The organism is Pedobacter fastidiosus, assembly GCF_014306625.1.
In the GTDB taxonomy this organism is placed as follows: Bacteria; Bacteroidota; Bacteroidia; order Sphingobacteriales; family Sphingobacteriaceae; genus Pedobacter; species Pedobacter fastidiosus.
In genome coordinates, this window is sequence record NZ_JACRYL010000020.1 from 60,132 (window position 1) to 75,751 (window position 15,620).

Annotated in this window: 13 protein-coding genes; 10 read left to right on the plus strand and 3 right to left on the minus strand. The window is 34.1% G+C overall.

The features are described from left to right. The first annotated feature begins 85 nt into the window (after positions 1–85). Positions 86–814, plus strand: coding sequence for a monofunctional biosynthetic peptidoglycan transglycosylase (mtgA, locus tag H7U22_RS18625; protein WP_187072853.1), 729 nt, complete (start codon positions 86–88; stop codon positions 812–814). 74 nt (positions 815–888) lie between these two features. On the opposite strand, the gene H7U22_RS18630 is transcribed toward mtgA, so the two are convergent. Both H7U22_RS18630 and H7U22_RS18635 read right to left on the minus strand, forming a co-directional pair. After that, on the minus strand, positions 889–3,306 hold the full coding sequence (locus tag H7U22_RS18630; protein WP_187072854.1) for an AsmA family protein: 2,418 nt from the start codon (positions 3,304–3,306) through the stop codon (positions 889–891). Positions 3,307–3,424: 118 nt separating this feature from the next. Then, positions 3,425–3,904, minus strand: a complete 480-nt coding sequence (locus tag H7U22_RS18635) for an ABC transporter ATPase (protein WP_187072855.1) — start codon at positions 3,902–3,904, stop codon at positions 3,425–3,427. A 50-nt stretch (positions 3,905–3,954) separates the two neighbouring features. Here H7U22_RS18635 and H7U22_RS18640 point away from each other — a divergent pair, with 50 nt between their 5' ends. Then, positions 3,955–4,425: a hypothetical protein gene (locus tag H7U22_RS18640; RefSeq protein ID WP_187072856.1), complete on the plus strand. Its 471-nt coding sequence runs from the start codon at positions 3,955–3,957 to the stop codon at positions 4,423–4,425. Positions 4,426–4,498: 73 nt separating this feature from the next. Here H7U22_RS18640 and H7U22_RS18645 read toward each other — a convergent pair whose 3' ends face one another. Next, positions 4,499–5,224: a LytR/AlgR family response regulator transcription factor gene (locus H7U22_RS18645; protein WP_187072857.1), complete on the minus strand. Its 726-nt coding sequence runs from the start codon at positions 5,222–5,224 to the stop codon at positions 4,499–4,501. Positions 5,225–5,441: 217 nt separating this feature from the next. Between H7U22_RS18645 and H7U22_RS18650 the strand changes: the two genes are divergently transcribed. The 8 genes from H7U22_RS18650 (at position 5,442) to H7U22_RS18685 (ending at position 15,456) form a co-directional block, all read left to right on the plus strand. Then, on the plus strand, positions 5,442–7,025 hold the full coding sequence (locus H7U22_RS18650) for a cysteine peptidase family C39 domain-containing protein (RefSeq protein ID WP_187072858.1): 1,584 nt from the start codon (positions 5,442–5,444) through the stop codon (positions 7,023–7,025). 170 nt (positions 7,026–7,195) lie between these two features. Continuing rightward, positions 7,196–7,423 carry a hypothetical protein gene (locus tag H7U22_RS18655; protein ID WP_187072859.1) on the plus strand — a complete coding sequence of 76 codons (228 nt, stop codon included), beginning with the start codon at positions 7,196–7,198 and terminating at the stop codon, positions 7,421–7,423. 96 nt (positions 7,424–7,519) lie between these two features. Next, complete coding sequence (locus H7U22_RS18660) at positions 7,520–8,680, plus strand: TlpA family protein disulfide reductase (RefSeq protein ID WP_187072860.1); 1,161 nt, start codon at positions 7,520–7,522, stop codon at positions 8,678–8,680. Between the two features lie 73 nt (positions 8,681–8,753). Then, a complete protein-coding gene (locus H7U22_RS18665) occupies positions 8,754–9,035 on the plus strand; it encodes a hypothetical protein (protein ID WP_187072861.1) in 282 nt (93 codons plus the stop codon). 22 nt (positions 9,036–9,057) lie between these two features. Beyond that, the gene (locus H7U22_RS18670) at positions 9,058–10,764 is read left to right on the plus strand and encodes a galactosyltransferase-related protein (protein WP_187072862.1); all 1,707 of its coding nucleotides are present in this window, start codon (positions 9,058–9,060) and stop codon (positions 10,762–10,764) included. Continuing rightward, positions 10,758–11,702: a hypothetical protein gene (locus H7U22_RS18675; RefSeq protein WP_187072863.1), complete on the plus strand. Its 945-nt coding sequence runs from the start codon at positions 10,758–10,760 to the stop codon at positions 11,700–11,702. The genes H7U22_RS18670 and H7U22_RS18675 overlap by 7 nt, the downstream gene beginning before the upstream one ends. Continuing rightward, positions 11,702–13,909 (plus strand): peptidase domain-containing ABC transporter, encoded by a 2,208-nt coding sequence (locus H7U22_RS18680; RefSeq protein WP_187072864.1) that lies wholly within the window; start codon positions 11,702–11,704, stop codon positions 13,907–13,909. The genes H7U22_RS18675 and H7U22_RS18680 overlap by 1 nt, the downstream gene beginning before the upstream one ends. Positions 13,910–14,097: 188 nt before the next feature. Then, positions 14,098–15,456: an HlyD family secretion protein gene (locus tag H7U22_RS18685; RefSeq protein WP_187072865.1), complete on the plus strand. Its 1,359-nt coding sequence runs from the start codon at positions 14,098–14,100 to the stop codon at positions 15,454–15,456. Positions 15,457–15,620 lie beyond the last annotated feature (164 nt).

The following is a 15,620-nucleotide window of genomic DNA, read 5'->3' on the forward strand; positions in this document are numbered from 1 at the left end:
TAAAAAGGGTTACGGGAATGTAATTACAACTTTGTAATATCAGTTTGAAATTATATAGAGATTAAGATTTTGCTAACTTTGGTCCATGGCCAAAACCCGAACGACCCGATCAAAAACCAGAGCAAAAAGTCCTCTATTAAAAAAGATAACCAACATTGCCACCAAGGTATTTTTGTACTTTTTATTGGTATCTATTTTTTGGGTTATAGCATTGCGCTTTATTAATCCGCCGATTACGCTTTTAATGGTTTTAAGAAACATTGAGCGTAAAGCTGATGGAAAGCCTTTTAAAACGGAGAAAAAGTGGGTTAAGTTCGAATATATGTCTGACAATATGAAACGGGCTGCGGTTTCTGCAGAAGATCAGCTGTTTTTAAAACATATCGGTTTTGATATGAAGGCCATAGAAAAAGCTTTTGCAAGTAATGCCAAAGGCAAAAAAGTTAAGGGTGGAAGTACAATTTCTCAGCAAACGGCCAAAAATGTTTTTCTATGGCCCGGCAGATCGTGGATTAGAAAGGGCTTTGAGGCCTACTTCACTTTACTAATTGAGCTTTTTTGGAGTAAGGAAAGGATTTTAGAAGTGTATTTGAATGTTATAGAAATGGGCGATGGAATTTATGGCGCAGAAGCCGCCGCTCAAGAATACTATGGAAAATCTTGTACAAGCCTATCTAAAAATCAAGCTGCGTTAATTGCTTCCTGTTTTCCGAATCCGAGGAGATGGTCACCTAAAAATGCAACACCATACATCAGACACAGGCAATACCTAATTTTAAGGAATATGAAAAGATTAGGGCCACTTGATTTTTAAGGTAAGATGTTAAATGGAAGAGGTAAGATGAGCAATTTGCCATTATACATAGTCCATCATCCATTTTACATGTCCTAGTCATGATCTTTATTCCACCTAATTTTTATTCCGCCTTTTTCATCATCAACGGCTTTTAGGTGCAACACAATGCCTCGCATTCTAGCTTCGCGTTTCTCGCTTCTGGTGAGGTTTTCATCCCCTTTTGGGTTCCTCAATGGAATATCCATAGCCACATCTGTGCCCGATCCTAAGGCATAAACACCTTTAATGTTGAAGTTCATTGCGCTAGAATTGATCTGCATTGGACTAATCTCTACCTTATCTCCACGGATATTTAATGTTCCGTCTAAATTTTTGATTTCAACATTAGAGAGATTTCTATTCGCAAAAGCGAACTTACCAACCTTAACCATTGGATCGAAATTTACAAGCGCAGCGTTGTTCAAGTTGAAAACCACTTTTCCATTTATTGAGCGTGGAAGTATTTTCCCTGTATGCGATATTTTGCCGGAAATATTGACAAATGAGGATAAATAACCCTTCAAATTTTTGTTGGTGATGGTGTTCTGTCCGAAGTTATCGAAAGAATAAAAGAAATCTTTCACGCTTACATGGCTAATTTTTGAACTTATTTTAAAGCTATTGGAAGATGGCTCTTGAACTATATTTCCATTCAAAGAAAGTAATCCACCGGCATGGGCAACACTAATTTTATTAAAGAAAATCCCTTCACCACGGAGCGAAATATCAGCATCAAGGTTTTTTGCTGTAAACTTATCATAAATAGCTTTATCAACGGTTAAGCGAATATTCATTTTAGAAACTTCTAAAACATTACTTAATTCTTTGGAAGCAGCTTTCATTGAAGCGCTTGAGCCACTTTTTTTCTTTGCAGTTCTCGGTCCTAAAAATGGTAAAAATTCATTTAGATAGAGCTGTGGACTATGCATTTTCAAGTTAACCAATATTTTATCTGGATCGGTATAATATAGGTTTGCAAAATTCGCAATACTACAACTGATGTTAAGCTCGCTTTTGCCCAACTGAAAGTGACCATTTTGAATGGATAAATCGTTTTGATCAAATTTTATATTCAACGCACTTTTAACTAAATGAAGCTTCCTCGGAACGTAAAGAATATCTGCATCAGCAATATCAATTTTTCCAGATACTACAGGTTTGGTAAATCGAAAATTATCAATATCTGCCTGACAGTAAAGTCTCAGATTGGCCGTTCCGTTTTTAAATTCAAAATCGTTTGTGCCAAGTGAATTATTTAAGTTGGATAATGGAAACTGAGAGGTTACCAAGCCTGTTGCAATAGGTCTAGCGAGATTATTAACCGTAAAAGTCTCAATGCTTAGTGGCGCATTAAAATATTTGGCGGTAAGCTTGCTGAATTTAATAGAAGAATTTTCATCTCCAATTATTCCACCAACGGTATCTTGATTGGTAAAAGCGCCATCAAAATTACAAGCAGTTAAAGTTCCAGCAGGAATGGTTACCGCATTGTCTCTAACCTTAATGCCGACTTTGATTAATGGATCTCCATATTTTCCAGAGCCATCATCAATTATATTTCCGCGAATATCAATCGGTTTGGCAATACCAAACTTTAAAAGTTTCGATGATATATTTGGAGAAAGTAGAAGCGCAACATCACGGAATAAAATGTCATCAACAGTAATACTAATTGCAAATGCAGATTTATCAAGATCTATTTTTGCGCCAATTTTAAAAGGATGACCCCCAATATTTAATACTTCTGGATTGAGAATTACTGCATCTAAATCTCTGCTATAATGTGCCGAGAGTGTTCCTTCTAGAGATTTATCCTTTAAAAAACTTCCTTTTCTAGTGTTAAATGCGAAATTATTAACCTGTGTTTTTAGCTTAATTTTCCCTGTCCAACCGCTATCTGGATATTGCATTCTCGCCTGAATTTGATCAATATTAAAATTAAAAAGCTTAAATCTTTTCTGATTATCTAATACCAAGCTAATCTTATTGAAGTCTATTTTTTTTACCTCAAGCACCGAAGATTTTGACGAAGATTTTTTTTCTCCTTTAGGTTTGCTTTTGAAAATACTGGTGTTACTATATCCTGTCGAGTCGGTATAGATGTAAATTGAAGCATCGTTAATGGCAATTTGGTTGATGTTTATATTACCAACAATCAGCGAAAGTACGTTCAGAGAAACGTCAATATCTTGTGCTTTTAAAAGATCGTGTTTATGTCTGGCCCATAAACTATCACGCAATAATACGCCATTTAAAGAAACAGAAACGCCTGGGAAACTTTTAAGTAGGGTTGGTTCCATACTTGTGGCGGTTATTTTTCCATTAAGGTTTTTATTTAATTGCTCTAAGATAGAAGCCAATACTTCCTTTTTATTCCGGCTGATGTAAAATGCACCCGCAAGCCAAGTTAAAACAACCAATAGCAGAATTACAGAAAGTATTTTTAAGGAGATTTTGAGCCAGCGTTTCATAAATATTAATTGGTTTAAGCAATATAATATTTTTTAGGGGCTAATTGTTTGGTATAACGCTAAATTAAATGTTAATAGAGACAAAGGTTTTGAAATTAGTTTTCTTCGAGATAATAAATTATAACAAATGTGCGAAAACTGTTGAGTGCCAGCTGTTTTGAAACGGAACTTCCCATTTAGCATTCAGTTCTGCCAAAGTTTGCACCATGTTGTTAAATACAATCGTATCGGTAGTTACCTGTTTTATGTTAACCAAAGTTTCGAAATCTTCTTTACTGTTAACCACAACAGCATCGTTAACTTTGTAGGCTATGTTAAATCGATTAAAAAGATCTACATTATATTCTTGCTCAATTTCTTTGATTATCCGTACAGAACTATCAATAGAACAACCCGTAACATTGGCTTGAGTTTCATCAACAGTAAGAATAATGAAAAAACCGTAACGGATTTCTGCCTTTGCAAGCAATTCATTTCCATGAGCTTTCCACTGATTGGTAAAAGACTCTAATTTTTTAAGAATCTCGGTTTCTTCAATTGATGTAAACTTACGATTGCTTTGGTAGATCCAAACTCTAGATTGTGGAGAAAAACTCATGTACAAATTTATGATTTTATTTAATTTGCTTTGTCTAAAATATCAGCCTTATGAAAAAGTTTACATTGAGCTTGAAATTATTTCTTATTCCAGCCTTTTGCCTAATTCTATGCGCTTTTTCGGATTCCGATTCCATTGATGAATATGTTGGATATCTTCAGAAATCTTTTACCGATCATTACGATTTCAGTCAGGAAAGCAACCAAATTAAGCGTTATGAACTAAATGTTACTAACAATGGTTTTTGCAGGTATAAGCGATACTTTAATAACGGCAAAACCGAATATTTCGCATTTAAGCTCGCAAAGTTTAAAGATATGGATTACTATGGTACTACAGAATCTGGTAAGTTGTATTTGCACACCAAAGGTGATGATGTAATTGTGCAGACTTATAAAGATAAGGGTGGGGATGTAGATTCTATGGCTACCCAGGTGATTATTCCGCTCAAAAATATGGAGGCTGAGGATTTAAATAAAATCAGAGAAAACCTAAATAAGATAAACCCCCAAACGCCCTAAAGAGGGCTTTAAAAAGTGAAAAATACTAGCAAAATTAAGGTGTAATTTAGCTGCAAATTAGAAGATAATGTTATCAAATGCTTTTACCGCCCATCATATTATTAAACCAACTATTAAACAAGGCTTTATAAGTACGCCCAATGGTTTCAATTAACCCATTACTCATATAAATTTTATCTCCTTCCCTCTTAACAATATGGTTTTCGAATATCAGAAATGATTTATTTAGCCGAATAAAAACTGGTTTTAATTTTAATCTTAATTTATTTTCAGCAATGGTCAGGCTGGAATGGACTATGTAGGGCATTTCGTTTGTATTGGTGTATATTTTAATATAGTTGCCCATTGCCTCTATGGCAATAATGGTATTTATGTTAACTTTTATTTGCTGGCTCAAAGCACCAACTTTAAACCAGATAAAGGTTTTTTCAATTTCTAGTAAGTTAATTAGTTTATTTACAGCTAAATGAAAATGTTTAAAGGAAAACGGTTTTAATAAATAGGCTGCAGCTTGAAGGTCGTAACCTTTTAATGCGTATTCTGGATGACCAGTTACCAAAACTAAGTTTTTTACTTTGTTCCTTACTTGCTCTACTAGTTCAAAACCGGATAAATTAGGCATTTCAATATCAGTAAATAAGAAATCTACAGCCTTAGGTATTTGCAGTATTTCATTTAGAACCAATTCTGGTTTGGTAGATGCTTTAAGCAAAGTTAATTCAGGCATTTGCGATATACAATCGGTTAAATGCTCAACCGCATAGGGATCATCATCAATAACAATACAAGTGTAATTCATCAAAAACAAAATATTTAAAAAATTTGTAATTGGGATGATTTACAAAATATTTGAGGCCTAATTTTCGATAAAGGTATTAAATATTGGGATAATAAATTACAACTAAAAATGTCGTTCGTGTACGCAGGGATGTAGTTGGTGTAATAGTTGATTGTTTATGATGGGTTTTGAAAAAAATATTGGAGATTCATTGGACATATAGCAATCAAATATTTTTATGAGCCTATTTACAACCCAAAAGCTAAATACTGAGAGCGTGGTGCAATCGTTGCTAAAAAATATGGGTGTGAAAGTAAACATAAAAACTATTGCTCAATCATTACAAGATCATCCTGATTACCCAAGTCTATTAGCAATAAGCGACTGCCTAAATGATTGGCATATAAAAAATCAAACTTATAATATTCCGAGAGTTGAATATGATCGAGATGATTTACTTTTTCCTTTTTTAGCGCATTTAGAGGAAGAGGGAGGTCGCTTCATTTTAATTCTAAATATTGCTGATGATAAAGTTTATTATTCAGATGAAAATAATCAACATGCAATAATTTCAGAAGACGAATTTTTAAACCGCTGGGATGGGATTGCCTTACACGCCGAAAAAACTGAAGAAAGTGGAGAGAAAGATTATAAGCAAAACCAGTTTAAGTATTTTCTGCAAAACCTGGTTTTGCCATTGGGGCTGTTAGTAATTTTAGGTGCTTTTTATTTGGCAGTTGGTGCAATATCATTTTCTTGGCCATATCTATTATTGAGTATAATCAAACTTGCCGGAGTTGGTGTAAGTATTTTATTGTTAATGCAAAGTATTAATTCTAATAATCCATTTATACAGAATTTATGTGGTTTGGGTGGGGAAAATGATTGTAACGCCATCTTAAAGTCTGACGCTGCTAAGGTAACCAGTTGGCTTAGCTGGAGCGAAGTGGGTTTTTTCTATTTTTCAGGTAGTTTGCTGTGCTTACTCCTTGTTCCATCATCCCTGTTCTTATTGGCTTGGCTAAATGTTTTGGCTTTGCCATATACCATTTACTCGATAAGCTACCAATACCGTTTTAAAAAATGGTGTATTTTATGTTGTACGGTTCAATTTTTGTTGGTGTGTGAATTTTTAACAGCATTGGGCTTTAGTCTTTGGTCTTTCAGTTTTAGTCTCACTTCTTTCCGCCTCAGTCTTTTAGTCCTCAGCTTTACCATTCCAATTATCATCTGGGCTTTTTTGAAACCATTTTTTTTAGATGCGGCACAACTCAAGCCTATAAAAGATCAGTTGAAAAAATTTAAATATAATAGTCATTTATTCAAGCAGGCTTTAACAAATCAACCCCATTATGCAGTGCCTGATGATTTAATGCCAATTGTTTTGGGAAATCTTAATGCTGAAACAGTAATCACAATGGTTAGTAATCCGTTTTGTGGTCCGTGTGGTAAGGCACATGAAGTATTAGCTGATTGGCTGGATAGCCGAGATGAATTACAATTAAAAGTAATTTTTAGCACGAACAATCAAGATCATGATGAAAAAACTAAAGTGGCGAGGCACCTGACTGCATTTGGAAATCTGAAAAATCATGAAGAAACGGAACTTATATTGGGTAATTGGTATCAAGCTGGTATTAAATATAACCAATTAATAGAAAGATATCCATTAAGTTTTAATGGTGAAATAACTATGGCCATGGAGAACCAAAAGAATTGGTGCAGTATGGCTGACATAACTTTTACACCAACCATTTTTATTAACGGATATAAATTGCCAGAGCCTTATCGGTTGGAAGATATTAAATATTTATTAAGTTGAAAGTCCTCCATGCTAAGGAGGACTTAGGGAAAATCTTTCGTAAAAAGGGGGCTCACGGTTGCAAACGAAAAGCCCCCAGAACGAATATCGACGTAAATCGGTATCGCTTAAGTTGACCTTGCGTGAAAGGACAACAAAATCTTAAAAAACCAAAGTAAAGAATTTTAATCATGAAAAAATTAAATTTAAACAAAAGTAATTTTTCAAGTGCAGAAGTACTAAGCAGAACGCAATTGAAGAAAGTAATGGGAGGTAGTGGAGCAGTTACGACAAAGACAACTTATATTGTTTGTTTCAATAAATGCATGGCTGGCTGGGATGATAAAAATCATACTCAATCTCAAAATTCAGCCAAAGTAACAGCATGTGATACTTCTTGTGGAGGTTCTGCCACTTAGCTTGGCTTTAACAGGGTAATTTATATATTACCCTGTTTATTTTAAACTCTAGATTTTTTTTACTAATAATGCTACTTACTGCTATATATTAAAAAGATGAAATTATTTCAAATAATAATATTTCTCATGCTTATCCAAGTAACAGGATATTCTCAATCATTAACATTTTCAATTAAAGGAAATGTTGATAATGCTAAATTATTTAAATATGCATACTTATTTAATAATGACTATGAAATAATTTCTAAACAAGAAATTAAGAGCAATGATTTTTCCTTTGTTGGTAGCTATATGCCAGAACAATTAACTGGCGAAATTACCATTGGACTGGTTCTTTTAAGCAATACCGATACAATTACAAGGTTGCCATATTCAAGTGAAAAGATCATACTTAGAGAGTTTATCCTTGAACCTAAGATAGAAATAACTTATAAAGCAAAAAAGTCAGAATTCAATGTTTTAGGGGGTGAGCCAAATGAAATTCAAACAGTATTTGTGAATAATGAAACATTATTTAAAAATAGGAAAGATAGTCTTTTTTTAGCCATTGATTCGTTAATTAGTAACAAACAAGAAAACTTTAAGCAAAAAAATATAGCAAGGCAAGAAAATTTTTATGAAGCAAGAATTGCCCGTTTAGAATTGGTAAAAAAATATAGATACTCTAAAGTAGGTTTGTTTAATTTTATGCCATTTGCAGTAATGTCCATTGTCCCTATTGAAGAAGCCGAACAGGTATTTGATTCATTCCCAGATTCTCTAAAGAACTCTAAATATGGTACTCGGTTATCAGAAATGCTTAAAGATCAAAAAAATGCATTTAAACCAAAGCTAAATATTGGAGACATTATGCCTGTCTTTAAACTGAATGATGTAAGTGGAAATAAAGTCGAGAGTAGAGATTTATTTAATAAGTATACTCTAATTGACTTTTGGGCAAGCTGGTGCAGACCATGCCGAGCTGAAAATCCAAACTTAAAATTAGCCTATAATAAATATCATAAAAAAGGTTTTAATATTATCTCAATTTCAATTGATAAAGAAATAGATAAAGACAAATGGCGGAAAGCAATAATAAAAGATGGAATACAACAATTTATAAATTTATTTAACCCATTTGGTAGTGGAAATATAGCTGAAAAATTAAATATAAATACAATACCTACTAATTATTTAGTTGAATCTGATGGAAAGGTTGTTGGCTTTAATTTAAGAGGGGAGCAATTGATTAAGACGCTAGAAAAGTTAATGAAATAACTATTAATAATAAAACTAAGAATTGTTAAAACAGCTATTTTAAATTTCATTGCTCTACTTAAATTGTCGCATTATGAAAAATTTTGTTCAACTAATACTTATCAGGAGGCAATTTGATTTTGAAAGTAGATGGATAAAAATTTTATTCTTTTTAAATTTTATTGGTTTACAAACCATTGGACAATTAAACAACTCCTTCCTTCATGGCGAATTAACAAGTTGTGATACAGGAATACTAAAGTTGTTTTTTATCAATGCTTTAAGGAATTGGGTCACTATAGAGCGTTTTATAGGGATAGACATGAATGGGAGGAGTGATGATCTTGACGAAAAATTGAAAAAGCTATTTAAATAGGAATGATAAATTAAACTATAATATGATTTATCTTTCTGCCCAGCCCGATCAATACTATTTCTTGTGGCAATTGCAATTGCAACTGTTCAACTTTATAAAGTTAGGCATAAATCCAAATCATATCCACATATTAATTGGATTTGAGGCCCGAAAAGGTTTGTCTATTGAGTCTAAAAAATTTATTTTAGATAATGCACTTGTTAACGTTCATGTTTATGAAGATACACGATTAGAAAAAAATTATTTATCCTCTGTTCGTCCACACATTATCGCTAAGCATTTAAAGGCTTTTCCCGATTTGGAAAGGGAAACAATTTTTTATCATGATTCTGATATTATATTTTCTGCCTTACCAGACTTTAAACAATTAGTTAAGAATGATACATGGTATGTATCTGATACTAGGTCTTATTTAGATACCAATTACATTATGCAAACGAGCGATGCTAATCTGTTCAATAGCATGTGTGAAATAGTTGGAGTTAAACCAGAGCAGGTTCTTAATAATGATGCCAATGCTGGTGGCGCACAATATATAATTAAAAAAAGCAGTGTAAATTTTTGGGAAAAAGTTGAAAGCGATTGTGAAAAACTATTTAAATTTTTATCACACTATAAGGCAGAAAGAGGTTTCCGGGAAAAGGCTAATACGATTGATCCATGGGTAACTGATATGTGGGTACTTTGGTGGAATGCACTTTTATTAAACAAAGAGTTTAAAGTACATAAAGAATTAGAATTTAGTTGGGCAGATAGTCCAATTTCAGAATGGACTGAAAACAAGATACTACACTATACTGGCCATGTTAAATTAGAGGATAAAACCATTTTTAGAAAAAACAATTATTTTAATTGTAGCCCTTTTTTTGATGATTTTAGCAAAATAAATAAGAATATATGTAGCTCTGCCCTAGTGCAAACTATAAAAGAATATAATAAACAAGCTGAAAAAAAGAGGGTTGATTTAAAAGATGTTTCTTTCTTAATAACTGTAAGAGTGGATTCGCAAGATAGATTAGAGAACATATACGCCGTTACAAAATATTTATTCCATCATTTTGACACAAATATTTTGCTTCTTGAAATTGATTCAGAACCAAAGCTTAAAAAAGATTTACTTCATGAAGATGTAAATTATTCATTTGTTAAAGACAAACAGATAAAATTGCATCGAACAAAATATAATAATGTTTTAATACAAAAAGCCACAACACCTTATATCTCGATATACGATGCTGATATAATTATACCAATTAGTCAGATAGTTGAATCAGTAGAGATACTACGAAGTACCAGATACCACTCAGTTTTACCTTATGACGGGAATTGTTGCGGAACAGATGTTTTATTGAAAGCCATGTTTATTAAGATACTAGACGAAAAACTTTTGGTACATAATGCAAATAAACAATCAAATTATGCTAGGAGGGCAGTTGGAGGATCTATCTTCTTAAACAAAAGTTCTTATAGTAAAATAGGGTATGACAATGAAAAAATTAAATTTTGGGGACCTGAAGATATTGAGCGAATTAAAAGGATGAAAATTCTTGGATATGAAACCAAGAGAGTACGTGGCCCTTTATTTCATTTACATCATGAGAGGTATGAAAATAGTGGCTATCAAAATCTAGATCAGAATATCGAATTGATGAATGAATATCTAAGAGTGGCCAATAGTAGCAAATCAGAATTGGAGGAATATATTAAAACTTGGGATTGGAAATGTTAAAAGAGAGAGAAGATTATATAACAGAGCTGAATTCACTTGGGCTGTTAGATGGAAAAATGGGTATCTGTATCGCAACATTTTTAATGGCTGTAGAACGATCAGATGAGGTTCTTAAAGAAAAGGCACAAGACCTATTAAATCATATTGCCGAGCAGATAGCAGATATAGAATCCTTGAATTATGCGGATGGCTTGGCAGGTATTGGGTACGGTATTGAATGGCTTTCGCAAAATAATTATATTGATATTAATTCAGATGAAGTATTAAGTGACATTGATGATGAACTTTATAAAGCTGTTGTTTATACTAGAAGTGCAAATGCAACATTAGCGGAAGGTATTTTAGGAAAAGCCCTGTTTTTCTACAAACGCCTTCAGGCTAAAAACCCGAATGTAAATCGCTACACTACTATCTGCTTAAATGAATGTTTAGTTTTATTATCAGATGAGCTATTGGATTATTTTTTAGATGAGGAAACTGGGGTTTTCAAGCGAGAAATTTCTAATCTTGATGAAGATGAAATTCTTTTGTTATCACAAAGTTTAATATTTTTCCAAAAGCTCTATTCCATTCACATTAACACCGATACAGCAGAAAAAGGTATATGTCAAATAACTGGCTTTTTGGAAAGAATCTTTGAAGAGAAAAGCCTTTTCACGAAAAAAAACTTTATTTATTTAGTTCATGCATACACGAATGTTGCGGTTAAATTGAAAGATAGTCCTTGGCTAGCAACAGCAAAAAGTATCTACATTGAATGGTCAAATACTCAAAATGATTTTTCTTTTAATGTGTTTACATCTTACATGCACATAACACTTTGTAAAGAATTTAATATTAACTATACTATAGATTTTCCAAATAATTCCAATTTAACTGGACTTTGTCTTTCCTCGAGTCAGCAGGATAGTTACGCAAAAATTTGGCTTCTAAATTAATGATAAGCAAATCTTTTCCATCATACCTCCAAGCCGATCAAATGGATTGCGGTCCTACCTGCTTACGCATGATAGCCAAGCATTATGGCAAAAATTTCAGTTTACAAAAACTGCGAGAGATTTCTGGCATCAATAGGGAAGGAGTATCATTGTTGGGCATTAGCGAAGCCGCTGAAAAAATTGGTTTTCGTACCACTGGTGCCAAACTTACTTTGCAACAATTGAAGGAAATAGAATTGCCCGCCATACTGCATTGGAATCAAAATCATTTTGTTGTACTGTATAAAGCCCCACTTAAATCCTCCCCACCAGAGAGGAATTTATACCACATCGCAGACCCGGCCAAAGGCTTAATCGCCTTTACCTACACCGAATTTCATAAACATTGGCTTAGCGCTCACAATAATGGGCATAGCGAAGGTATTGTGCTAATGCTTTCGCCCACGCCCGATTTTTATAACCAAGAAGGCGATAAAACCGATGGACTAAACATTAGCTATCTTCTCAAATACCTTTACCGCTACAAGGGCTTAGTTGCGCAGCTTTTTATAGGACTTGGAGTAGGTAGCTTATTGCAGTTAATATTGCCCTTCCTTACCCAATCGGTAGTTGATATCGGCATTAATACCCGCAATTTAAACTTTATTTACGTCATTCTTATTGCGCAAACTATGCTTGTCGTTGGGCGTATTAGTGTAGATTTTATTCGTTCGTGGATTTTATTGCATATTAGTACTAGGGTAAATATATCCATCTTGACTGATTTTCTGATCAAATTGATGAAACTGCCGATGAGTTTCTTCGACGCGAAAATGATGGGCGATATTATGCAACGTATGAACGATCAGCATCGGATAGAGTCGTTTCTAACAGGCTCTTCGTTGAATGTCGTTTTCTCTATGTTCAATTTGGTTGTTTTTAGCTTTGTTTTAGCCTATTACAATCTCAGTATCTTCTTTATTTTTTTAGTAGGCAGTGTGTTATATAGTATTTGGGTTGTACTGTTTCTTAAGAGCCGTAGAACACTCGATTTTAAAAGATTCGATTTGGAAGCTAAAAATCAAAATGCAATAGTTCAATTGATTAGCGGCATGCAGGAGATTAAATTGAATAACTGTGAACAACAAAAGCGTTGGGAATGGGAGCGGATACAAGCGGGTTTGTTCCGTTTTAATGTAAAAAGTTTAGCACTTGGCCAATACCAACAGGCAGGAACTTTTTTTATAAACGAGGGAAAAAACATCCTCATTACTTTTTTGGTGGCAAAATCGGTTATTGATGGGCAATTAACCTTAGGGGCCATGATGGCTGTTCAATACATTATTGGGCAATTAAATAGCCCGATAGAGCAACTTTTGGGATTTATCCAGCAATTGCAAGATGCCAAAATCTCACTGGAAAGATTGAACGAAATTAGGGTAATGGATGATGAAGAATCTGTAGATAAAATATTTGTTAAAGAACTCCCATTTGATAAAAGTATCCAATTACAGGATTTGACTTTTACCTATCCGGGCGCAGGAAATGAGCCTGTTTTGTCGCAAATTAACCTCAATATTCCTGAAGGAAAAACCACTGCAATAGTAGGCATGAGCGGCAGTGGTAAGACCACCATTTTAAAGTTACTGTTGCGGTTTTATGAAGCGCAAAAAGGAGATATTAGGGTTGGTAATGGTTACCTCAACCAGATAAGCTTTCGCTTTTGGCGAGGCTTGTGCGGAACTGTGATGCAGGATGGCTTTATATTTTCGGATAGTATAGCTAAAAATATTGCCGTGGGCGATGAATATCCAGATATGGTTAAGTTAAAAAATGCCATCTACATTGCAAACATTACCGATTTTATTGAAAGCTTACCCTTGGGCTTAAACACAAAAATAGGTGCTGAAGGGAATGGCATTAGTCAGGGTCAAAGGCAGCGGATTTTAATTGCACGGGCAGTTTATAAAAACCCTGAATATATCTTTTTTGATGAGGCAACCAATTCTTTGGACGCCAATAACGAAAAAGTGATTATGGAGAATTTGGAAAGTTTTTTTAAAGGGCGAACGGTGGTTGTGGTTGCGCATCGCTTAAGTACTGTGAAAAATGCCGATAATATTGTGGTATTGGATAAGGGAATTATTATAGAACAAGGTACCCATGCGCAATTAACACAAAGCAAAGGCGAGTATTATCAGTTGGTAAAAAACCAGTTGGAGTTGTAGCCTTATCACGGCTAAACCTTTGAAAGGTTATTGTTTGACTTGGTTTGCATAATCCTCCGCCATAAGGAAGGGAAACATTGGGTTGTGGTTTTCAACCATTTGCTTGTAAGTTGAATGGCGATTAGGCAAGCAACTCCGCTAAAATGAAAGAAAGGAACTGAATAGTAATATGCAATTAAACTAATAAAATGGAAAATGAGCAAATAGATGTGGCGCAAAACCCAAACGAAGTATCTGAAACTAACAAAATGCACAGTCTCAATGTCCTTCACTTAGGTGAGGCTGAAGCTAGATCTGAAGAAGTGGAAGAAATAATTACGGCTGTACCAACATGGATTTTGCGTTGGGGTATAACCCTAATTTTTGCCGTTTTGGCCGGTATTGTTCTGCTTTCGGCTTTAATTGAATATCCAGATGTAGTGAAAGTAAACCTAAAGGTAAACTCATTAAATTCGCCCAAGCAGGTGTTGGCTAAGCAAAACGGAAAATTAACTGCTTTGTTGGTTACTGATGGACAAATGGTAAAAGAAAACCAACCTTTGGCTTATTTTGAAAGTACGGCAACTCCGAAAGATGTTTTACAGCTTAATGCAGCATTAAGGGCATTTCAAGGTAAAATATCAATCAATATCAATGAAATTTCAAGGCTACCTACAGGCTTAAACCTTGGCGAATTGCAAAGCAGTTATCAAAATTTTTACCAGCAGTATCTGCAATATCAATCCACACAGAAAAACGGATATTACCTTAATCGCATGGCTTTTTTAGAGAAAGATTTAAAAGATATTAGCGCCTTGAAATCTCAAATTTATCAGCAGCAAAAAGTTCAAAAACTAGAATATGCCAATCAAGAAGAAGAATACAAAGCCTACCAAAAATTGTATAAAAACAAGGTAATTTCTAGGAGCGAGTTTGCACAACAGGAGAATAAATATTTGGCTTCCAAATACCCATTGCAGCAAACCGAAACATCAATATTAAACAATACGAGCAGTTATAGCGCAAAAGAAAAGGAATTATTAGATTTAAAACACACCATTGCAGAGGAGCAAGCCAAGTTTGTACAGGTGCTAAACCAATGCATTACCGAGAGCGATGCATGGATTTTACAACATGTTTTAAGTGCTCCGGTGGCGGGGAAATTAAGCTTTGCGGGCATTATTCAACAAAACCAAAATGTTATGGCTAGCCAAGAAATTTTTATTGTGAACCCAGGCAATTCGGATTTTTTTGGTGAAGTGCAAATTCCCCAGTACAATATGGGTAAAATACATAAAGGAGAAAGCACATTGGTTAAATTACGGAGTTATCCGTTTGAGCAGTACGGTCTGATTAGGGGTAAATTAACATACATTTCTGATGTTGCCTATCGCGATAGCGTTTTTATTGCCAAGGTAAGTTTCGAACATTTTGAGAATAAGGATGCAAACAGAAAGATTGTACTAAAAAACGGTATGCAAGCTGATGCGGAAATTATTACCGAAGAAAGTTCGCTATTACAGCGTTTTTTTAGAAACATAACCAAAGTGTTGCATAACGGAGGTTAAAACTGATTGTCTTCTTTAGCTCTACATGAACTTTAGAAAGTCAAAGTCCCTTTAGGGGATTTAAGGCTTTAAAGCCCATTCGCTCTTGCCGTAATTTCTGCAATATCCAATACCTTAACTTCCTTTTCTTTATCTTTCAATTTTATTCCATCGCTCAGCATCGT